This is a genomic window from Vagococcus luciliae, from assembly GCF_024637875.1.
Taxonomy (GTDB): Bacteria; Bacillota; Bacilli; order Lactobacillales; family Vagococcaceae; genus Vagococcus; species Vagococcus luciliae.
Genome location: NZ_CP102451.1, coordinates 1230694 through 1253307, shown reverse-complemented (window position 1 = coordinate 1253307; position 22614 = coordinate 1230694). Strand labels below are relative to the sequence as shown.

General features: G+C 34.2%; 18 protein-coding genes and 1 pseudogene. 5 read left to right on the top strand and 14 right to left on the bottom strand.

What is annotated here, in order from left to right; translation table 11 throughout:
- Positions 1 to 55: 55 nt before the first annotated feature.
- On the top strand, positions 56 to 568 hold the full coding sequence (locus G314FT_RS06125; RefSeq protein ID WP_257699505.1) for a restriction endonuclease subunit S: 513 nt from the start codon (positions 56 to 58) through the stop codon (positions 566 to 568).
- On the opposite strand, the gene G314FT_RS06120 is transcribed toward G314FT_RS06125, so the two are convergent.
- The 13 genes and pseudogenes from G314FT_RS06120 to rpsB all read right to left on the bottom strand — a co-directional run bounded on the left by G314FT_RS06120 (position 565) and on the right by rpsB (position 17910).
- Positions 565 to 1485, bottom strand: a complete 921-nt coding sequence (locus G314FT_RS06120) for a site-specific integrase (RefSeq protein WP_257699503.1) — start codon at positions 1483 to 1485, stop codon at positions 565 to 567. The genes G314FT_RS06125 and G314FT_RS06120 overlap by 4 nt on opposite strands.
- Before the next feature lie 89 nt (positions 1486 to 1574).
- Entirely contained in the window at positions 1575 to 2819 is a 1245-nt protein-coding gene (locus tag G314FT_RS06115) for a restriction endonuclease subunit S (RefSeq protein ID WP_257699502.1), read from the bottom strand.
- Positions 2809 to 4422: a type I restriction-modification system subunit M gene (locus G314FT_RS06110; protein WP_257699501.1), complete on the bottom strand. Its 1614-nt coding sequence runs from the start codon at positions 4420 to 4422 to the stop codon at positions 2809 to 2811. Before G314FT_RS06110 ends, G314FT_RS06115 begins: the two co-directional genes overlap by 11 nt.
- A 91-nt stretch (positions 4423 to 4513) precedes the next feature.
- Positions 4514 to 5506, bottom strand: coding sequence for a UDP-glucose 4-epimerase GalE (gene galE / locus G314FT_RS06105; protein ID WP_257699499.1), 993 nt, complete (start codon positions 5504 to 5506; stop codon positions 4514 to 4516).
- A 20-nt stretch (positions 5507 to 5526) separates the two neighbouring features.
- The gene (locus G314FT_RS06100; protein WP_257699498.1) at positions 5527 to 9858 is read right to left on the bottom strand and encodes a PolC-type DNA polymerase III; all 4332 of its coding nucleotides are present in this window, start codon (positions 9856 to 9858) and stop codon (positions 5527 to 5529) included.
- A 78-nt stretch (positions 9859 to 9936) separates the two neighbouring features.
- A complete protein-coding gene (locus tag G314FT_RS06095; RefSeq protein WP_257699496.1) occupies positions 9937 to 11637 on the bottom strand; it encodes a proline--tRNA ligase in 1701 nt (566 codons plus the stop codon).
- 24 nt (positions 11638 to 11661) lie between these two features.
- Complete coding sequence (gene rseP / locus G314FT_RS06090) at positions 11662 to 12942, bottom strand: RIP metalloprotease RseP (RefSeq protein WP_257699495.1); 1281 nt, start codon at positions 12940 to 12942, stop codon at positions 11662 to 11664.
- A 34-nt stretch (positions 12943 to 12976) separates the two neighbouring features.
- Positions 12977 to 13765: a phosphatidate cytidylyltransferase gene (locus tag G314FT_RS06085; protein ID WP_257699493.1), complete on the bottom strand. Its 789-nt coding sequence runs from the start codon at positions 13763 to 13765 to the stop codon at positions 12977 to 12979.
- Positions 13762 to 14487 (bottom strand): annotated as a pseudogene (locus tag G314FT_RS06080) (isoprenyl transferase); the annotation flags it as partial. The gene G314FT_RS06085 and the pseudogene G314FT_RS06080, both read right to left, overlap by 4 nt.
- Before the next feature lie 236 nt (positions 14488 to 14723).
- Complete coding sequence (gene frr / locus G314FT_RS06075; protein WP_257699490.1) at positions 14724 to 15281, bottom strand: ribosome recycling factor; 558 nt, start codon at positions 15279 to 15281, stop codon at positions 14724 to 14726.
- A gap of 3 nt (positions 15282 to 15284) precedes the next feature.
- The gene (pyrH, locus tag G314FT_RS06070; RefSeq protein ID WP_117973040.1) at positions 15285 to 16007 is read right to left on the bottom strand and encodes a UMP kinase; all 723 of its coding nucleotides are present in this window, start codon (positions 16005 to 16007) and stop codon (positions 15285 to 15287) included.
- Between the two features lie 118 nt (positions 16008 to 16125).
- Positions 16126 to 17007: a translation elongation factor Ts gene (gene tsf / locus G314FT_RS06065; protein ID WP_257699489.1), complete on the bottom strand. Its 882-nt coding sequence runs from the start codon at positions 17005 to 17007 to the stop codon at positions 16126 to 16128.
- A 117-nt stretch (positions 17008 to 17124) separates the two neighbouring features.
- On the bottom strand, positions 17125 to 17910 hold the full coding sequence (gene rpsB, locus G314FT_RS06060; RefSeq protein WP_117973042.1) for a 30S ribosomal protein S2: 786 nt from the start codon (positions 17908 to 17910) through the stop codon (positions 17125 to 17127).
- A 276-nt stretch (positions 17911 to 18186) separates the two neighbouring features.
- Here rpsB and G314FT_RS06055 point away from each other — a divergent pair, with 276 nt between their 5' ends.
- Together G314FT_RS06055 and G314FT_RS06050 are read left to right on the top strand one after the other, a co-directional pair.
- Positions 18187 to 18807: a histidine phosphatase family protein gene (locus G314FT_RS06055; RefSeq protein WP_257699487.1), complete on the top strand. Its 621-nt coding sequence runs from the start codon at positions 18187 to 18189 to the stop codon at positions 18805 to 18807.
- A gap of 74 nt (positions 18808 to 18881) precedes the next feature.
- A complete protein-coding gene (locus G314FT_RS06050; RefSeq protein WP_257699486.1) occupies positions 18882 to 19451 on the top strand; it encodes a DUF308 domain-containing protein in 570 nt (189 codons plus the stop codon).
- A gap of 4 nt (positions 19452 to 19455) precedes the next feature.
- Here the strand turns inward: G314FT_RS06050 and G314FT_RS06045 are convergent, their stop codons facing one another.
- Positions 19456 to 20790 carry a hypothetical protein gene (locus tag G314FT_RS06045; protein WP_257699485.1) on the bottom strand — a complete coding sequence of 445 codons (1335 nt, stop codon included), beginning with the start codon at positions 20788 to 20790 and terminating at the stop codon, positions 19456 to 19458.
- Positions 20791 to 20920: 130 nt separating this feature from the next.
- Between G314FT_RS06045 and G314FT_RS06040 the strand changes: the two genes are divergently transcribed.
- Together G314FT_RS06040 and G314FT_RS06035 are read left to right on the top strand one after the other, a co-directional pair.
- Complete coding sequence (locus tag G314FT_RS06040; RefSeq protein ID WP_257699483.1) at positions 20921 to 21550, top strand: MBL fold metallo-hydrolase; 630 nt, start codon at positions 20921 to 20923, stop codon at positions 21548 to 21550.
- A gap of 128 nt (positions 21551 to 21678) precedes the next feature.
- Positions 21679 to 22512, top strand: coding sequence for an undecaprenyl-diphosphate phosphatase (locus G314FT_RS06035; protein WP_257699482.1), 834 nt, complete (start codon positions 21679 to 21681; stop codon positions 22510 to 22512).
- Positions 22513 to 22614: the final 102 nt, after the last annotated feature.

Sequence of the window (22614 nt, the reverse complement as noted above, 5' to 3'; positions counted from 1 at the left end):
AATTTTATTATACATCATTTTCCCTCTTTCTACACACGCTTGGGAACAGCGTAAGTTGGGGGATATTACTAAAAAAATTGGAAGCGGAAAAACACCTAAAGGAGGAAACTCTACTTATCTAGATGTAGGGATTCCATTAATTCGGTCTCAAAACATTTTTGGTAATAGATTAGATTTTACCGATATTGCTTATATTTCTAAAGATACGGATAATGAAATGAAAAATAGTCGAGTAAACGAGAATGATGTACTCTTAAATATTACTGGAGCGTCTATTGGACGCAGTGCTGTGTATAGAGAGAAATTTACAGCAAATGTTAATCAACATGTATGTATTATTAGACCTGAGAAACACTATTCATCCAATTTTATTCAATTAAATCTAAGTTCATACAAAGGGCAAAAGGAAGTGGAATTAAATCAAGCTGGTGGTGGACGAGAAGGTTTAAATTTTAAACAAATTAGTAAAATGTCTTTTTATTATCCAAATTATAACGAACAAACAAAAATAGGGAACTTTTTCAAACAACTTGATGGTACTATCGCACTTCATCAGCGTAAGGTTTAAAAGTTGGATAAATATCTCATTATTTTATCGTTGTCTTGATTTTCTAATTCTTGAATGATATGTAAATAAATCTGTTGAGTTGTTGTCATATTAGCATGACCTAAACGTCTTGCTACACTGGCAATAGAAACACCTGCAAATAACAATAATGAGGCATGTGTATGCCTTAAACCATGGATAGAAATCACAGGAACGTCTGCTTTTTCACATAACCTTTTTAAACGGTGATTAACTGTGGAATTAAAAACACGTCCATTAATAAAAATAGGATGATGACTAGGTAATCCTTCAACCATCTGAGCAAATTGCATGGTTGTTTTCCAATCTAATTGGATATGACGTTTTGAGGAATGATTTTTTGTTTCTTGAAAGTGACCATTTACTTCTTTATAATTCCAAGTTTTAGAAATAGAGAGTGTTTGATAAGCAAAGTTAAAATCACTAGGAGTAACAGCTAATGCTTCTGAAAATCGTAATCCAGTTTTAGCGATTAATAATATTAACCAATCATGATTAAAAAATGTTGGTAAAAATAATTCATCCAATAATTTCTGTAAATCAAACTGACTAATGTATTTTGTTTTCTTCTTTCTGGGAATCTTACCTTTTATGACCACTTTACGAGTTGGATTAGTTGGAATGAGATTTTCGTCCATTGCGTCTAGTAACGCCCCTTTTAACTGATGGTGAAAATCCATTGTAGTCTGTTTCTCATGTGTTTCAGCATATTTATTTAAAATTCGCTGATACTCTCTCCTATCAATATTTTTTAATAAAACATCAGGTGCTAATTCTTTTAGCCTCGTATAAGACATTTGATACTTCGATAAAGTCACTTCTCTTACTGCCCCAACCTTGTATAACTCTATCCACTCTAAGAAATACTCATGAAATAACAACCCTTTTCTATTACTCATTCTCTTTCCTCCTTAAATATTTATAAAAAAACAAAAGTAGACATACGACAAATTTTAAAATTTGTCGCATATCTACTTTTAACTATTTATTAAACAAACATTTTTTGTAGGAATGCTTTTTTCATTTCTTGTAATTTTTCTAACTCACACTGATGAAGTGCGATAGTGTCGTCAAGTTGCTTGAAGAAGTTACCGATTTTGGTTTGTTCTTCAATACTAGGAAGCATAATTAGTGTTGATTTTATATTTTCAGCGTTAATATTTATGTTTGATGATTGTTGTACAATCTTTAGCAACTGACTTTTAAACAGTTCTGATTGATAAAAATATCCAAAAAATTCATTCGTGACAATAGAAAGATTAAATCTGAAATTTATGAGATAAGAACCGAATATAGCTGGAATATCTTCATAAATAATGCTATACGTACCTACTGTACCACTTCTAACAATTAAAAAATCATTTTTTTTAACTCTAAAATCTTCATAATCTTTTTCAGTTGCATTTATTTTAGGAGTGTCATCTAACCTTAAGCTATTTGAAGTTAATTCTGTACCTCTCAAAAGATAATATTTTTTCGTATCTGAATACTCTTCCTTAGTATAATATCCTTGCTTATGAAATAGGGTAATATCTGATACCTTACGCTGTTCCCAAGCGTCAGTAAATCCTGCAAAACGAATTTCAGGTACTACTTCATCTTTTTTAGGGAACATTTTTTGTAAAAAGCCTTTTTTCTGTTCTTTCAATAAATCTAACTCACGCTGATGAAGTGCGATAGTACCATCAAGTTGTTTGAAAAAGTTCCCTATTTTTGTTTGTTCGTTATAATTTGGATAATAAAAAGACATTTTACTAATTTGTTTAAAATTTAAACCTTCTCGTCCACCACCAGCTTGATTTAATTCCACTTCCTTTTGCCCTTTGTATGAACTTAGATTTAATTGAATAAAATTGGATGAATAGTGTTTCTCAGGTCTAATAATACATACATGTTGATTAACATTTGCTGTAAATTTCTCTCTATACACAGCACTGCGTCCAATAGACGCTCCAGTAATATTTAAGAGTACATCATTCTCGTTTACTCGACTATTTTTCATTTCATTATCCGTATCTTTAGAAATATAAGCAATATCGGTAAAATCTAATCTATTACCAAAAATGTTTTGAGACCGAATTAATGGAATCCCTACATCTAGATAAGTAGAGTTTCCTCCTTTAGGTGTTTTTCCGCTTCCAATTTTTTTAGTAATATCCCCCAACTTACGCTGTTCCCAAGCGTCAGTAAAACCTTTAAAACGAATCACTGGTGCAAGATGATTACTTGTCATGGTTATCACCACCACGTGTCAATATGGATTTAAAGGCATCTAATTCATCTTTTGCATCATCAGTTGTCGCAACTAAGTCATCTAAAAATGTCGCAAGTACTTGATGAGCTTCTGCAATATCTTTTTGAACAGCGGTCAATTCAGTCGCGACATGTTTTAGTGAGATAGGTTCTTCTTCTTCAAACGTATCAACATAGCGTGGGATATTTAAGTTAAAATCATTTTCTGTAATTTCATCAAATGTTGCAAGCTGTGCATATTTATCCACGTTTTCACGTGCCAAATAAGTTTGAAGGATGTTATCTATGGCATCATTGGTTAACACATTTTGATTTTTTCCTTTTTCAAAATCTTTTGATGCATCAATAAAGAAGACATCACGATTTTTACGATTTTTCTTCAATACAATGACAGTCGTTGGAATGCTTGTGTTGAAGAAAATATTTGCCGGTAAGCCAATCACTGTGTCTATTGCACCATGTTCTAACAATATTTTACGAATTTTTCCTTCTGCTGCACCACGAAATAGCACACCATGAGGTAATACAATCGCCATCACACCTGTGTCTTTCAAATGATAATAACCATGTAATAAAAAGGCAAAATCTGCTTTTGATTTAGGGGCTAATACACCATAAGGAGCAAATCTTGGATCATCTAAAAAGCCTTTATCTGCTGTCCATTTAGCACTGTACGGTGGATTCATTAGTACGGCATCAAAGTTCGTTGGCTCTTCTGTCGGCCAGTCCGCATCCAATGTGTCACTATTATGTAAATGCTGATTTGCCACATCAACACCGTGTAAAATCATATTCATACGAGCTAAATTATAGGTGGAGGTTTTTAATTCCTGTCCAAAATAATTGATCGTGCCAGGTTCATTCGAAAACTTTTGGACATTTAATAATAAAGAACCTGACCCCATTGCTGCATCATACACACTAAATCCTCGTTTATCCTCTTTACCACTTAAAACAATTTGAGTCATTAAGGTAGAAACAGCTTGTGGTGTATAAAATTCCCCAGCTTTTTTTCCTGAATCAGAAGCAAACTGACCAATCAAATACTCATAGGCATCTCCAAGCGCATCTCCTTCGTGGGCAATATCTAATGAATCAAGCTCCACCATCACTTCAGAAATGGTTTTATTTTGTTTTTGTGGTGTAGTTCCCAAACGTTTTGAATACAAATCAATGTCTTCAAACAAATTAACAAACAACTCACTACTTTGCTCAATATTTCTAAACCCTTGAGCCAAATCTTCTAATTGAAATTGTCCCATATGTATTTTATCAACTAAAGAAGTAAACGTTAAACCTGGTTCTAAGGCATAGGAATACATGTATTTCAATTCAGAAATCAAATCATCTCTTAACTCACCATCTTTAAATGCTTCTTCGTAAATTGCTTGAGCTTCTTTTAGACTGTGAGCAGGTTGTTCCAACAAATCAGCGGCACTATACAACATTCTATCTGATAAATATTTATAAAAAACCAAGCCTAATAAATAGTCCTTATAATCTGCCGCGTCCATTTTAGAACGTAGAATATCCGCACTATTCCATAAAGCTTGGTATAACGTTTTTGATTCTTGCTTACTCATTGTGTGTCTCCTTATAAGTTCATCTTTTTTCCTTATTATAGCATAGAAAAAAGCCAAGAACGATGACCGTCCTTGGCTTAACTTTTACTCACTATTTTTCGTATCCATGTGGGTGACTTTGATGCCATTGCCATGCACTAGATATGATTGTTTCCACATCAGTATATTGGGGATTCCACCCTAAAATAGTCTTCGCTTTTTCATTTGAAGCAACTAACATTGACGGATCACCCGCACGTCTTGGTGCAATCTCAGAAGGAATATCTTTTCCAGTTACGTTGATGGCTTCAGTCAGCAACTCTTTCACTGAAAAACCATTGCTACTTCCAAGGTTAATGATTTGGCTTTCATCATGTTTCGATAAATAATTCAATGCTAAGATATGAGCGTCAACTAAGTCAACGACATGTACATAATCACGAATGCATGTGCCATCTGGCGTTGGATAATCATCACCAAAAATCATTAATTTTTCCCGTTGATTTAGTGCAACTTGTAAAATGATGGGCAACAAATGGGTTTCAGGGGTATGGTCTTCACCGATTGACGCATCAAGCATTGCACCTGCCACATTGAAATAACGCAATGATACATATTTAATGCCATATGCGTTATCACACCATTTCATCATTTTCTCCATCATGAGTTTACTTTCACCGTAAGGGTTGGTTGGATTCGTTAGCGTGTCTTCCGTAATAGGTGTTACATCAGGTTCACCATAAGTGGCAGCTGTTGAAGAAAAGACAATTTCTTTCACATCAAATTCATTCATCACTTCAAGTAACGTTTGCATGCCGTAAACATTATTATTAAAATATTTTAGTGGATTTTCAACTGATTCTCCAACAAGTGAACTTGCGGCAAAATGAACCACTTGCGAAATGTCTTCTTTCTTAAAGACTTCTGTTAAAAAGTCTTTATCACGAATATCTCCTTCATAAAATGTCGCACGTTCGTCCACTGCTTCTTTATGTCCAGTCAATAAATTATCAACCACAATCACTTCTTTGCCACTATCCAATAATCTTTTCACCGCATGAGAGCCGATGTAACCTGCTCCCCCTAGTACTAACACTTCTGCCATTTTCATCCTCCTGCTATTTTTTATAACATATCAAACAATGATAATTGATTTTCATCTGGTAAGTCTTTTAACACACCATTGTCTGTCATATATTCAATCAATGTTTTAGATACTTTTCCTCGATTAGACAAGTCTTCTTTAGATAAAAAGTCTTGTTCTTCACGAGCTGCCACAATTTGTTTTGCCACGTTTAACCCCAAACTTGGGACAGAACGAAATGGTGCAATCAATGTGTCACCATCAATTACAAAGTTTTCTGCATCTGATTTATACAAGTCAATCATTTGGAATTTAAAGCCTCGCTCTAACATTTCGTTAGCAATCTCCAACACTGTTAATAAGTTTTTCTCTTTTGTTGAGGCATCCATTCCCTTATCAGTGATTTCTTTCATGCGTGCTTTGACCGCGTCTTTCCCTTGTGACATTGCCACAATATCAAAGTCATTAGCACGAACTGAGAAATACGCTGCATAATAAAAAATTGGGTGATGAACTTTAAAATAGGCCACACGTAATGCCATCAACACGTATGCTGCGGCATGGGCTTTAGGGAACATATACTTGATTTTCAAACAAGATTCAATGTACCACTCTGGCACATTGTTTGCACGCATCTCTGCTTGCCACTCATCTGGAATCCCTTTTCCTTTACGGACGCTTTCCATAATTTTAAAGGCTAAGCCATCTTCTAAACCTGCATGCATCAAGTACACCATGATATCATCACGACACCCAATCACATCAGCCAGTGTGGTGGTTCCTTGACGAATTAATTCTTCCGCATTACCTAACCAAACGTCTGTACCATGTGAGAGTCCAGATATTTGTAGTAACTCGGCAAAAGTGGTTGGCTTTGTTTGTTCTAACATACCACGAACAAATTTTGTCCCAAACTCTGGTATACCAAGTGTACCCGTTTTAGAATAAATTTGATCAGGCTCTACACCTAAAACTTGTGGTCCAGAGAAAATCTTCATGACTTCTGGATCATCAGCTGGAATGGTTTTTGGATCAATCCCTGATAAATCCTGTAACATACGAATCACAGTCGGATCATCATGTCCCAGTATATCAAGTTTCAACACGTTATCATGAATCGAATGGAAATCAAAGTGAGTCGTACGCCATTCAGAATCTTGATCGTCAGCTGGGTATTGGATTGGAGTAAAGTCATACACATCCATATAATCAGGAATAACAATAATCCCCCCCGGATGCTGTCCAGTGGTTCGTTTCACACCTGTTGAGCCTTTTGCTAGACGGTCAATTTCAGCGCCACGAAAACTCAAATCATTGTCTCGCTCGTATCCTTTTACAAACCCATAAGCTGTTTTATCGGCTACCGTACCGATTGTTCCAGCACGGAAAACATAATCTTCCCCAAACAACACTTTCGTGTAATTATGCGCTTCTGGTTGGTAAGTTCCTGAGAAGTTCAAATCAATATCGGGTACTTTATCCCCATGGAATCCTAAGAATGTCTCAAATGGAATATCGTGACCATCTTTTGACAGTTTCGCCCCACATTTAGGACAATCTTTTTCAGGTAAGTCGAACCCTGACCCATAACTACCATCTTCAAAGAACTCTGAATACTGACATTCAGGACACAAATAGTGTGGTGGAAGTGGGTTGACCTCTGTAATACCTGTCATGGTTGCGACAAAACTTGAACCAACTGAACCACGAGATCCAACCAAGTATCCATCTTCTAAACTCTTATGAACCAATTTTTGAGAGATTAAATAAATAACGGAGAACCCATTTCCATTAATACTTTTTAACTCTTTTTCAATTCGTTTCTCAACAATCTCAGGCAACTCTTCTCCATAAAGTCGATGTGCTTCATCATAACTTAATTTAGTAATTTCATCTTCTGACCCTTCAATTTTTGGGGTATATAACTCTTGTTTGACAGGCACAACGTCTTCACACATATCCATGATTTTTCGTGTGTTGTCTACCACGATTTCTTTGGCCTTTTCTTCTCCTAAAAAGCTAAACGCATCCAACATTTCATTGGTTGTCAAAAAATGAACGTCTGGTAACTCATAGCGATTTAGAGGATTGGCTCCACCCATCGAATTAATTAAAATTTTACGATAAATGGCGTCCTCTTTATTTAAATAGTGAACATTTCCTGTTGCCACAACTATTTTACCTAAATCATCTCCAATCGACACAAGATTGGTCATGATATCTTCTAAATCCTCATCATTTTTTACTAACTCTGCCTCGATTAATGGAGCATAAACTTGTTTTGGCATGACTTCGATATAGTCATAAAATTTTGCACGCTTTTTCGCTTCCTCAACACCCTTTTGCATCATCGCTTCGAAAATTTCACCGTTACTACATGCCGATCCAACTAGTAGACCTTCACGTAATTCAGATAATTTAGAGCGTGGAATACGTGGCACACGGTAAAAATAATTGACATTTGACATCGAGATTAACTTAAACAAGTTTTTTAATCCTGTCTGTGTTTGGGCAAGTATCGTCGCATGAAATGGGCGTGCTCGTTTGTACGCATCTCCTTCCCCAATGTGTTGGTTAAACTCATCATGAAAATGCACGCCATATTCTTCTTGTGCTTTTTTGATAAATATCCAACACAAGTGACCCGTCGCTTCCGAGTCGTAAATGGCACGGTGATGTTGCTCTAAGTTGATGTTATATTTTTTTGTCAAACGGTTTAAACGATGTGACTTCAATTCAGGATGAAGTAGTCGTGATAATTCCAACGTATCAATGACTGGATTGGGAGCTTCTGGCATATCGTATTTTTCATAACTAGTATTCAAGAATCCCATATCAAAACTAGCATTGTGGGCAACCAGAATACTATCACGGCAGAACTCTTCAAATAGCGTTAAAACTTCTTTTTCCGATTTTGATCCTTTCACCATATCATCTGTAATCCCTGTTAAATGGATTGTTGTTTGAGATAACGGATGACCTGGATCGATAAATTGTTCAAAGGTATCAATAATATTTCCCTTATGCATTTTAACTGCTGCTAACTCGATAATGGTATCGTAAACAGCTGATAGTCCCGTCGTTTCAACGTCAAAGACAACATAAGTGGCATCTGTTAAACTAATATGTTCTGGATTGTACGCAATCGGTACACCATCATCAACAATGTTTGCTTCCACACCAAATAACACTTTCACACCATGTTTTTGTCCGGCAAAATAAGCATCGGGATAAGCCTGCGCACCACTATGATCCGTAATGGCGATTCCTGGCATGCCCCATTTTCCTGCTTGAGCCACTAAATCTGTGGCACTATTCGTTGCATCCATAGTACTCATATTTGTATGAACGTGAAGCTCAACACGTTTTTCATCTTCAGGAGCTGTATCTTTTCTTAATTCTTTTTTTACCTCAACTAAGTCTTGACAATTCATCACTAAATCACGCATAAACGTGTCTTCCTGGATACTACCTCGCGCTCTTAACCAACTTCCGGTTTTAATTGCTTCAAATATAGCGACGTCTTTTTCATTATTAGAAAATTTCTTCACAGCAAATGACGATGAATAATCTGTGATTTTGACAATTAATAACTTTCTGCCTGAACGCAATTCTCTAATTTCTTTATCAAACACAAACCCTTCGATAGTCACACGACGTTCTTCTTCAATGATGTCTTCCATACGTGTGATCACCTCATCACTTGGAATGGTTCTTCCAAGTTGAATTGGGCCTTCGTGTTCAAGTGTTTCTTGTTTTTTCTTTTGTTGTTGATTTTTTTCAATGGCTGCTGCAGTTTGTTTCATTAACTCTTCAGCTTGTTCTTGTTGGCGTTGTTCAAAAGCTTTCTGAATATCTGACTCTTTTGTATCATCAATTCGAACAACAAATTTAAACTCAGGAAATCCGTAGCGTTTGTATAATTCACTAAGGTGTCCTAAATGTTTTTGACTTAAATATTTTTCGACCCCTTCATTTTCAACCAATAAAATAACCTGTTGGTCTTCAACAAATGGTGGTGTTTGCAACAATGAATTTTTAACAACATTTGTCATCTCTTCATTGGCTTTTAATACGTGATACCAATAATCTGCTAATAAATCATCATTTAAGTCTTTATTTTGACTCGATACAACCAATGAAGTACGCGCAATATCATTAAAAGCAGTCTCTAAATGAGTAGATAACAACTGATAATGTGACATTGGTAAAATATGATGAAACCCTAAATTAAACTCCCATAGTCGACTTTTTTTATGTACAGTGACTTTTTTCACTTCACCTGTTTCTAAAAGAGGATAGTTGGATAATTGGTCATCTAAAGCAATTTGTTTTATTAATTGAGCATATAATTCTACTGGTGATAAGCTCATGGTCATCCCTACTTTCCTTTTTACATTATACATGAAAAAGGTTCTTAGTAAATAAGACTAAGAACCTTAAAGGTATTGTTACTTATTCAAGATATTTAACGTTGCATATAACTCGTCGCGACGAATTTCTAACTCGTCTTGTGTTTTCTTGATTTTCACTTCAATAATTTCTTCTTCTGCTTTTTTACCAACAGTGATTCTAAATGGGGCACCAACTAAGTCAGCATCTTTAAATTTCACTCCTGGACGTTCTTTTCTATCATCTAGTAACACATCTAAGCCATAGCTTTCTAATTCTTTTTCAATATCTAAGGCTAAGTTCCATTGATGCTCATCTTTTGGATTAATTGGGATGATATGTACATCAAATGGCGCAATTTCAGCTGGCCAGTTGATGCCATCCTCGTCAGACATTTGTTCGGTAATAGCTGAAAGTAAACGACTCACACCAATACCATAACACCCCATTTGAACTGGAATAGCTTTTCCATTTTCATCTAACACTTCTGCTTTCATTTTTTCAGAATAAAATGTACCAAGTTTAAAGATATGTCCTAGCTCAATACCTCGTGTAAATTGTAATTTCCCACGACCATCAGGAGAAATTTCTCCTTCTTTGACTAATCGTAAATCTAGGTATTCTTTCGGTTCAAAGTCACGACCTGGATTCACATTTTTGATATGATACCCTGTTTCATTTGCTCCAACTACTGTATTAGATAAATCTTGTACATATAAATCAGCTAGTAATTCAACCGTATCAGGTAATCCTACAGGACCTAAAGAACCAAATTCTACTCCTAAGACTTCTTTTACCTCATCATCTGTTGCTGGTTCTAAATTAACAGCGTTTAAATAATTTTTTAATTTTACGTCATTTAATTCGTGATCACCGCGAAGTAAAATCATCACAGGGTTTCCATCAGCCATATAAAACAAAGATTTCACTGTTTTATCTTCTGAAATAGATAGAAAGTCAGATAATTCTGCAATCGTTCCAACACCTGGGGTTTCAATTTTTTCCATTTCAAGTGGTGTTTCATGAGATTTTTTAGAGGCATAAAAACTAGTCGCCATCTCTAAATTAGCCGCATAATCACTTTCATTTGAATAAACAATCGTATCTTCACCAATCTCAGCAATGGCCATAAATTCTTTTGAATCATTACTTCCCATTGCACCGCCATCACCAATGATAATGCGGTAGTTTAAGCCACAACGGTCAAATATTTTTTTATAGGCTTCTTCAAAGTCATTAAAGCCTTCATCTAAACTCTCTGTTGAGGCATGGAAAGAATACGCATCTTTCATAATAAATTCGCGTCCACGTAGTAGACCAAAACGTGGACGTTTTTCCCCACGGTATTTTGATTGAATTTGGTATAGATAAAGTGGTAATTTTTTATAAGAATTCACATCTTTACGAATTAAATCTGTAAATGTTTCTTCATGTGTTGGTCCTAAAAGATACTCTTTATCACCATCTGCAGTAAACGTCATTAGTGCATCGCCATATGTTGCGTAACGACCACTTTCTCGCCATAAATCAGCTGGTATAACGGCTGGTAAAAGCATCTCATTAGCATTAATTTTAGCAAATTCTTCTCGCATGATGTTTTCAATTTTTTGAATCACTTTATAAGCAAGTGGTAAATAAATATAATAACCACTTGATACCTGTCTAATGTATCCCCCACGAAGTAAAACTTTATGACTCATTGCCTCGGCTTCACTTGGTACCTCACGCAAAGTTGGCATAAAAAATTTTGATTGTTTCATTATTATTAAACTCCCCTAATCATATTATTGAATAAAAAATCGTTGAATATCATTCCAAGTAACGGCAACCATTAATACAACTAGAATCACCACTCCAGCCATAGTAATCATCACTTCTTTTTCTTGACTTAATGGTTTACCGCGAACACCTTCAAATAAATTCAGCATTAACTTTCCACCATCAAGACCTGGTAATGGAATTAAGTTCATAATTCCTAAGTTGACTGACAATATCGCTGTAAAGGATAAAATAGCAATGATGCCACTTTTTGACACAGATTCAGATAGTTTAAAAATCATGACAGGTCCACCTAGTTTATTAATACTAAATCCAGTAATCAAATCACCCAATGCTTTAAAAATAGTGAGTGAATTAGCTGCCATTTGTGTCACTCCATATTGGATTTTACCAAAAAATGATAATGGCGTGAATTTATTGCTAATCTGAATCCCAATCAGTCCAATACTAGGATTTTGTTCGCTTTTTTCCGGCACTACTTCAACCGTTCTTTTTTCATTTTTATCATTTTCTAAAACTAAAGACACTTTTTTTCCAGCATTAGAAGAAATTTCTGCTGAAATATCCGTAAATTTGGGCGTTTCATTACTATTTACTTGAATAATTTTATCGCCCGGTTTAATGCCTGCTTTATCCGCTACACTATTTTGGATAACACCACCAATCGTGTTTGATGGGTCTTCAACATATTTTCCACCTTGCATAAAGGCTACAAGAATAAATAGAACTGCGGCTAAGATGAAGTTATTCATTGGACCCGCAAAATTTGTCATAATTCGACGACCTAAAGAAGCTGATTGAAATTGTACATCACGTGGTGCAATTTGCGTTTCAATACCATCTTCTTCAATAATCGTTGCGTCATGAGATACTGGAAAAACCTTTTCCTCAGATTCATCCCCATTTTCATATCCTTTAATAAATAATTCATCTTCTAAATCATATGCAATCAATTCAATTGGTATACTATTAGGTAATTGTACTTTTTTTGTTGGGTTGATTTTCGTCACGATACCATTTTCATCTATAACAAGTGACAGGTGCATTCCAGGAGATAGTTCTCCTTCATCCTCACCTTCTCCTGCCATACGAACATAGCCACCAATTGGTAGTAAACGGATAGTATACGTTGTGCCATTATGACGATGATAAAATAATTTTGGTCCCATTCCAATTGAAAACTCACGAACCAATATGCCACCACGTTTAGCAAAAATAAAATGACCAAATTCATGAACTAGAACAATCAAACCAAACACAAAAATAAATGTTAAAAATGTTTTCATCAGAACATCCTTTCTACTTATTGTATCAATCTATTTAAAATAATCCGACTAAATGCATCAATGGAAAGACAAATAATAAGCTATCAAATCGATCTAATATGCCACCATGTCCTGGTAAAATATTTCCAGAGTCTTTCACACCATAGTAACGTTTATAAGATGATTCAACCAAATCACCCAATTGTCCGACAGCTGAAAAAATGACAGCTAGTAATAGCATCACAAACACATTATAAGTTAATGGCCATATTAAAGTAAAAACAAGTGACACAACCACTGCACATAAAATACCACCAAGAGACCCTTCAACGGTTTTATTTGGAGAAATATCTGGTGCTAATTTTCTTTTACCATATTTTCTACCAATCATGTAAGCCCCAATATCTGTAGACCAAACAATAAATAATGCATACATCAATACATGTAATCCTGTTTCTCTAGCAGAAATAAAGTTTTGAAAACCAGTCCCCACATATAAACTCACCAATACTGGAAAACCAATATTATCAAAAGTTAACGCATTTTTAAGAAAAACAGGTAGAACTAATAATGCCATCACGACTAAATAAAACAATGTGTTACCATTCACCGTTTTAGGTAAAAAATCATACCACGTTGAGCGCGGTAAAATCAACACAATAGAGCCAACTATTGCTAAAATCCCCTCTGGTGTTTTAATGTCTAACCCTTTCATTCTAAATAACTCATAAACCGCAATCCCACCTAACATAGCCATCACGACTTGCAGTGGCATTTGTCCAATAACTATTAGTGGAATAAATAAAATTAATGCCACAACTGCTGTAATCACTCTTTGTCTCATTTACTTGCCTCTCCTTCTATTTTCAATCCCCCAAAACGACGTTGACGTTTTTGGTAAGACCCAATGGCCTCTTCTAAGTGCGCCAAACTAAAATCCGGCCAATAGCTCTCAGTAAAATATAATTCACTATAAGCAATTTGCCATAATAAAAAATTACTGATTCTCTCTTCCCCACTTGTTCGAATCAATAAATCTGGGTCTTGTAACTCTTTTCCTAGACTTGCTGTCATTAAATAATTAGAAAACATATCCTCATCAACTTCTTCTGTGAAGTTTCCTTGTTTTACTTCATTTAACAAGTCATTTACTGCTGTTAATATTTCTGCCCGACTACCATAGTTTAACGCAAAGTTTAATATCATGCCTGTGTTATTTTTTGTTTCCTTAATAGCATTTTCTACTGCTTTTTGCGTGTGTTTTGGCAAATGTTCTGTATAGCCCATCACATTGACCTTGACATTTTCTTTGACCAACTCTGGTACAAAGACACCAAAGAAATCAACTGGTAGTTTCATTAAAAAATCGACTTCATTTGACGGACGTTTCCAATTTTCCGTCGAGAAAGCGTATAATGTTAATACTTTAACTCCTAACTTGCTTGCATAAGTCGTTATTTTTTTAACATTATTCATCCCTTCCTTATGCCCAGCAATACGTGGAAGTCGTCTTTTTTGTGCCCACCGTCCATTGCCGTCCATAATAATTGCTATATGCTTGGGAATATCTCCATCTTTGGAAAAGTTTATCGTTTTTTCTTCTCCTAATTTTTTCTTCGTTTGCTTTGTAAATATATTAAACATAAAAAAGCCCCCTCAAAAGACTTGAGCATAAACATGCACTCACCTTATTGTAGCAAATGGGACTAGAAAAACCTATAAAAAAAAGGATAATCCTACTTTTTTTAAAAGAAATTATAAAAAAATAAGCCACGAATCTCTTCGTGGCTTTATTTTATTCGTTAAACATCTAAAATTTCTTTTTCTTTTTCACTAACAATTGCTTCAATATTTTTTGCACTAGCATCAGTCAATGTTTGAACATCTTTTTCAAATCCACGTAACTCATCTTCAGAAATTTCTTTGTTTTTTTCTAATTTTTTCAATTCATCAATCGCATCACGACGGATATTACGAATAGCAATCTTAGCATTTTCACCTTGTTTGCCCACTTCTTTCGCAATATCTTTACGACGTTCTTCTGTTAATTGAGGAATAACCAAACGAATAACTGTTCCATCATTAGTTGGTGAAATACCAATATCACTTGCTAGAATAGCTTTTTCAATGTTTTCCATTGCAGATTTATCAAAAGGCGTAATCATTAAAACACGTGCTTCTGGAATGGTAATAGAAGACAGTTGATTTAGTGGTGTTGGCGCTCCGTAGTAGTCTACTGTAATACGTTCTAACAAACTAGCGTTAGCACGACCTGCTCTAATTTGCCCTAGTTCACGACGTAAACTTTCCTCAGATTTTTTCATCTTTTCTTTTGCATCATTTAAAATCGTTTGACTCATAATTTATTTCCCCCTTACGGTTGTTCCGATTTGTTCACCTAAGCAAACTCGTTTAATATTTCCTGGTTCATTCATATTGAAAACTACTAAAGGTATATCATTATCCATACTTAAACTACTTGCTGTTGAATCCATTACTGATAAGCCTTTTGAAATAACTTCCATATGAGTTAATTCTTCAAATTTTGTGGCATTCATATCTAACTTAGGATCTGCAGAGTATACACCATCCACGTTGTTTTTAGCCATTAAAATAACATCTGCACCTATTTCAACTGCTCTAAGTGCTGCTGTAGTATCTGTAGTGAAATATGGATTACCAGTTCCACCAGCAAAAATAACAACACGACGTTTTTCTAAATGACGAATAGCACGACGTCTAATATATGGCTCAGCAATTTGTCTCATTTCGATTGATGTTTGGACACGGGTTGGTACACCTAAGTTTTCAAGTGTATCTTGTAGTGCTAGTCCATTCATTACAGTAGCAAGCATTCCCATATAATCTGCTTGAGAACGTTCCATTCCCATTTCAGCGCCAATATTACCGCGCCAAATATTTCCGCCACCAACAACTATAGCAACTTCTATTCCAAGATCGTGAATTTCTTTAATTTCTTTCACTAAACCATTGACAACACTTGGATTAATGCCAAATCCTTTTTCTCCAGCTAATGCTTCGCCACTAACTTTTAATAATACTCTACGATATGTAGGTTCTACCATTTTTATGCCTCCGCTTTTATCCTTTAGTCTTACTATACAAACCACTTTATACAGTAATTTTTTCAAAAAAAAGGAGCGCATATATCATAACAACAATAAATGCGTTCCCGATGATTAACTATTTACCCATTTGACTTGCAACTTCATCAGCAAAGTTTTCTTCACGTTTTTCCATACCTTCTCCAACTTCAAAACGTACGAATTCTTTCACTGTTCCACCTTTAGATGCAACAAATTTTTCAACAGTCATATCTGGATCTTTAACAAACGGTTGGTCTACTAAACAAATTTCAGCTAAGAATTTATTCATACGGCCAATAACCATTTTTTCAACGATTTTTTCTGGTTTACCTTCATTTAAAGCTTGCTCTGTTAATACTTTTTTCTCATGATTTAGTTCATCTTGAGATACTTGGTCTTGAGATACGTAACGAGGATTAATAGCTGCAACATGCATTGCAACATCTTTAGCTACGACTTCATCTGTTGTTCCGTCAATAACTGTTAATACGGCAATACGTCCACCCATATGTAAGTATCCACCAAAAGCAGCGTTATCGTCTTTTTCTAAGACTTCAAAACGACGGAAACTGATTTTTTCTCCAATAACTTGAGTTGCTTCAATTACATCAGAATCAATTGTTCCTGTTTCTGTTTTGATTTTTAAAGCTTCTTCCATAGTAGCTGGTTTGTTTTCAGCAACTAATTTAGCAATATTTTTTACTAATTCTTGGAATTTTTCGTTTTTAGCAACGAAATCTGTTTCAGAGTTAACTTCAACGATGGCAGCTGTGTTTCCATCAACGTATACATTTGCTAAACCTTCAGCAGCGATACGATCATTTTTCTTACCAGCTTTTGCCATTCCTTTTTCTCTTAATAAGTCGATAGCTTCTTCCATTTTTCCTTCAACTTCCACTAACGCACGTTTAGCATCCATCATGCCGACACCTGTACGTTCGCGTAATTCTTTTACCATAGAAGCACTAATTTTACCCATTTATTGTTTCCTCCCAAGTGTTTGTTTTTAATGAAAAAGCCATCTAAGACAATTGACAAAACCATTGGCTACTTCGTTCACCTTTGCCAGCAGCCCTAGACAGCTTCAATTTATTTATTATTCAGCGTTACTTCCTTCAACAACTTCAACGATTTCTTCGATTGATGGAGCTTCTTCAGAAACAACTTCTTCTGTAAAGACTTCTTCTACAATTTCATCTTCGCCTTGACGACCTTCAATGAATGCATCAGCCATTTTTCCAGAAATTAATTTAACCGCACGAATTGCGTCATCGTTTGATGGAATAACAACATCGATCTCATCTGGATCACAGTTAGTATCAACCATAGCAACGATTGGAATATTTAATTTATGAGCTTCTTGAACGGCAATACGTTCTTTACGTGGGTCAACGATAAACATAACATCAGGAATTCTTGGCATATCAGCGATACCACCTAAGAATTTTTCTAATCTTTCACGTTCTTTCATTAAACCAGCAACCTCTTTTTTAGGTAAGACTTCAAAAACACCGTCTTCTTCCATAGTTGTGATTTGTTTCAAACGTGCGATACGTTTTTGGATTGTATCCCAGTTAGTCAATGTTCCACCTAACCAACGATGGTTAACGTAGAATTGACCTGAACGAATTGCTTCGTCTTTAATCGCTTCTTGAGCTTGTTTTTTAGTTCCTACAAATAAAGCAATTCCGCCTTCTTCAGCGATGTTTCTCATATAGTTATAAGCATCATCTACTAAGCGAACTGTTTTTTGTAAGTCAATGATATAAATACCATTTCTTTCTGTGAAGATATATTTCTTCATTTTTGGGTTCCAGCGACGAGTTTGGTGACCAAAATGTACACCAGCTTCAAGTAACTGTTTCATACTAATTACTGCCATTTTTTGTTTCCTCCAATGTGGTTTTTATTTTTCCCTCTTAACAGCCTCACTTTTCTTGTGGACTTAAAGTATTTAAGCACCTCACAAAAAATCAGCTGAAAATGTGGATTTGATACTACTCTAAAGTAGCACCTTTGTTAGTATATAACAGCCATATAAGAAAATCAAACATTTTTCACTAATTTTTTATATCGGAGACTTTTTATTTTTCTTTTTTACTATACTCTACTTTTCTTGTATACTTAAATTACTATTATATAGGAGGAAATTTACTACATGACAACTTTTTACTGCATGAGACATGGGAAAACTGAATTTAATCAAGCGGGTATTTTTCAAGGGGGACTAGTTGATTCACCACTGCTTGATGAAGGGATTGAAACAGCTAAAAAAGCTGGAAACTATTTGCAAGATGTGTCTTTTGATCGTGTGATTATCTCTCCACAAAAACGCGCACAAGATACCGCGAGAGCCTTTTTATCTACTCACTCCTCAAATCCAATAAAAGAAACTGTTGAAGATATACGGGAAATGAGATTTGGTACTTGGGATGGTACCCTTGAAAAAAACTATGAAGGTCAGACTCAATTTGAGCATTTAAAATATCGCCCTCATCTTTATGATCCAAGTGAATTTGGTGGAGAAGATTTTGAGACACTATTAAATCGAACAAAATCTGTTTTTAAAGAATATGCTACTAAATATCCCAATGAAACTATTTTAGTTGTCTCTCACGGATTAACGCTCCAAACACTGCTTAAGCATTTTCAAGGGTTACCCATTAGTGACATTAGAAACGGTGAACTTTTAGGAAATACAAGTATTTCTATTATTGAAGCAAAAAATGCTGAAGAGTTTTCCGTGACACGCTATAATGATTTAACTCATACTCTTTAATCTTTTTATCTACTCAGCTCCTTTATTTCATGGTAAAATGAAAAAGTTCGATTAGATTAAGGAGTGTTATAAAAATGAAGCAATTTAGCAACACACTTTTAAAGTATGCAAAGAAAATAGAGTGGCATTCATTTTTAATGGGTGGATTGATGATGATTTTTGGGTTTATTATGGTTTTCCATCTTGATTCACAAATCAAACAATTTAGTATTATCATGGGACTTGTCGCTATTTTAAAAGGTTTTTTAAACTTTAATTATTATTCGACAAACATTCGATTGGAGCCAAAAGAAACATGGCATATTATTTATCTCATCTCAGGAATTGTCAGTGTCATTGTTGGTCTTTCTATTATCTTTAATTTTTCAGCAACAAATAATGCACTTTGTGTCATTTGTGGTCTTTGGTTTATTTGGGATTATATCCCACAAATTATTTTGAGTGAATTGGAATTTATCAATGAATCACAACTTCTTATCACTTTTAGGATCATACAAGGGATCTCCATCTTATGTGGAGTTATATTAATATTCCAATCGTTTATTCCATTCATTAATCCTTTAATGTTTGCCATCGTCTATTATTTTCTCTCTGGGGGAATTCTTCTTTGGGAAAATTATCAAATTATAAAAAAAAGAAGCTAATCTTTTATTTTGAAAAGACAGCTTCTTTTTTTTGTCTATTTTGCAATATTATCAAAATAATGGCAAACCATCCTAATAAGGCATATTTACTCATATCTAATACTGATATAGCATTTGTATCAATTTGTTTAAAAGTATAACTTCGAAGAATATTATCTAACGATACATTATGTGCACACTTTGTTACGATAAATAACGTTGCCATCATAAGTAATTGATGTAAAATGCTTCCAATATTTCCTAAACGATATTTGGCAATTAACCGAAAATCTCTTGGCAAAACTGGATAATGATAAACTGCTTGATTTAATTGTTGATTATAAATAGAGGTAATCACACTTAAAGTAAACACTCCTACATAAAATAATTCGTGCATTATCAATAATAAAAAACTAAACATCAATCCATAAAAAATAGTTCTCTCTTTATTCTGTATTTTTTTTGCCATCATTGGAGAGATAATAATGGAAGTTAAATACAAACTATATATTATCATTAATGAAGATTTTCCATGATTAATCATTTGATACAATGTGCAAAACACTAAAATAAAATTAGTCAACATACCTTTATATAACATCATAGCACTCTCTAGCGGTCTAAATTGACGTTGACGCGTAATTTTTTTATAGTAAATAAAGTAAATAACCAACAGTATAGCCATTATAATCATCAGTGTTAATAAAAAATGACTCACACCTAATTTTTTATCCCCTTTTATGATAAACACACTAAAAAATCCAACAAAAAATAAAACAAGTGTTTCAATAGTTGAATAATTTGGATAAGGAATAGTTTCATCTATTGTATAGGTTGGATAAGTTGATAAAATGCTAGCTAACAACAATAAATTTAATCCTAAAAATAAAAAGGTTCCTACTATTGATACATCAATCAACTTAAACAATATAGTTGAAAAAACAATGGCAAAACCTAATGAATATAATTGATTGCTTTTTTTATTATTAAAATCATTCAGTGTTCTCTCATGAAACATAACTGTCATATAGCTTGGAAACATTAAACCTGAACAAATACCCAATAATCCTCCAGCAATCCAACCAAACGCAATCGATTGATTAAGTAATAAACCAAATCCACAACCTAAAATACCTAGTCCAATTGCTACAAATAATAAGCGTCGCATAGGCAATGTTTTTAAACGAATTAAAAACAAAATAGTTGATTTAAAGCAATAAAAGAATAGTAAGGGTAATAAATAATGAAATTCACGATTATTTTGTAAAAAAATATGTACCAAAATAAATATTGGAAATAAGTTCATTCCATTAACCAATACAAAAGGAATAAACTGTAATGATTCAAACTTCTTTTTCACGCTCTCCACCACAGCACCTCTCTTTCCCTACTTAGTTTACAATATTTTTTCCTTCTTAACAAAATTCTTTATACTTTAGAAATATCCTTTTTTTCGTTATAATACATTTATACTCAAAGGAGGAATTGATGTGTTAACTATTAAACAAATTCCAACAGGTACAATCCAAGAAAATTGCTACCTGATTTATAATGAACAGTCGCTATTAATTGTTGATCCAGGTGATGAGGCAAAAAAAATTGAATCTACCATTGATGAGCTTAACGTAAAACCTGAAGCGATTTTAATTACTCATGCTCACTATGATCATATTGGTGCCGTTGACGCGATTCGCGATCGTTACAACATTCCTGTCTATATCAGTCCAATTGAACAATCTTGGTTAACTGACCCACAATTAAACTTGTCAGGTCTAGCTCGTCATGATGATATGGCTGACGTTACAGCAAGAGAAGCGGAATTCGAATTTAAAAACTATGATACCTACACTATTGGTGATATCACTTTTAAAGTTGTTCCTACTCCAGGACATTCACCTGGAAGTGTTAGCTTTATATTTGATGATTTTGTTGTTTGTGGTGACGCATTATTTAGAGGTAGTGTCGGTCGAACTGATTTACCTTTTGGTGATTCACAAGTTCTTTTATCTGGTATCAAAGCCGAATTATTTACTTTACCAGACGACTTCAAAGCCTATTCTGGTCATGGTCCTGTAACAAGTATTGGTCGTGAAAAAAGAGAAAACCCGTTTTTTAATTAAATAGCATTCCTACCCTTAGATAATTAAATTTTTCTAAGGGTATTTCTATTCTCAAAAAAAGATTTGGTTTTAAAAAAAGATACTGTATACTTAATTGAGATAAAAAGGAAAAAAGGGGAATAATAGGAATGGATTTTTATAATATATTAAAAGTAATCTTTTTGGGGATTGTTGAAGGGATTACAGAGTGGCTACCGATCAGTAGCACTGGTCATTTGATTTTAGTCGATCAATTTTTAAAACTTGATGCTTCAAATGATTTTAAAGAGATGTTTAATGTTGTCATTCAATTAGGGGCAATTCTTGCAGTAGTCGTTCTTTATTTTAACAAATTAAACCCATTTGCTAGAAATAAATCAGATATTGAAAAAAAAGATACTTGGTCTTTATGGTTTAAAGTCGTAGTTGCTTGTATCCCAGCTGTTATATTTGGCTTTCTATTTGATGACTTTTTAGAAGAACATTTCCACAAGTTTGTTCCTGTTGCTATGATGTTGATATTATATGGTATTTTATTTATTATCGTTGAAAATAGAAACAAAACAATCAAACCCACTACAACAACACTCAATCAGTTAACTTATAAAACAGCATTTATTATAGGTCTATTTCAAGTACTAGCTTTAATTCCAGGTACTTCTCGTTCTGGTGCAACCATTATCGGTGCGATGATTATCGGCTGCTCTCGTTATGTTGCTGCTGAGTTCACTTTCTTTTTAGGTATTCCAGTAATGTTTGGTGCTAGTGGCTTAAAAATGATTAAATTTGTTTTAAAAGGAAACTCATTTGGTTCTTCTGAAATTATTTTATTATCAGTGGGTTCTTTAGTTGCATTTATTGTTTCTATCCTAGCAATCAAATTCTTGATGGGTTACATTAAAAAACATGACTTCAAAGTATTTGGTTGGTATCGAATTATTTTGGGAACGATCATTCTCATTTACTGGCTAACAACTCTATAATAAAAAAACCTTTTAAAGAAGCGATTTATCGCTTCTTATTTTATAATCATTATCATTGATAACGACTATCAATCCCATCTAGATTATAACTATTCTAATCTA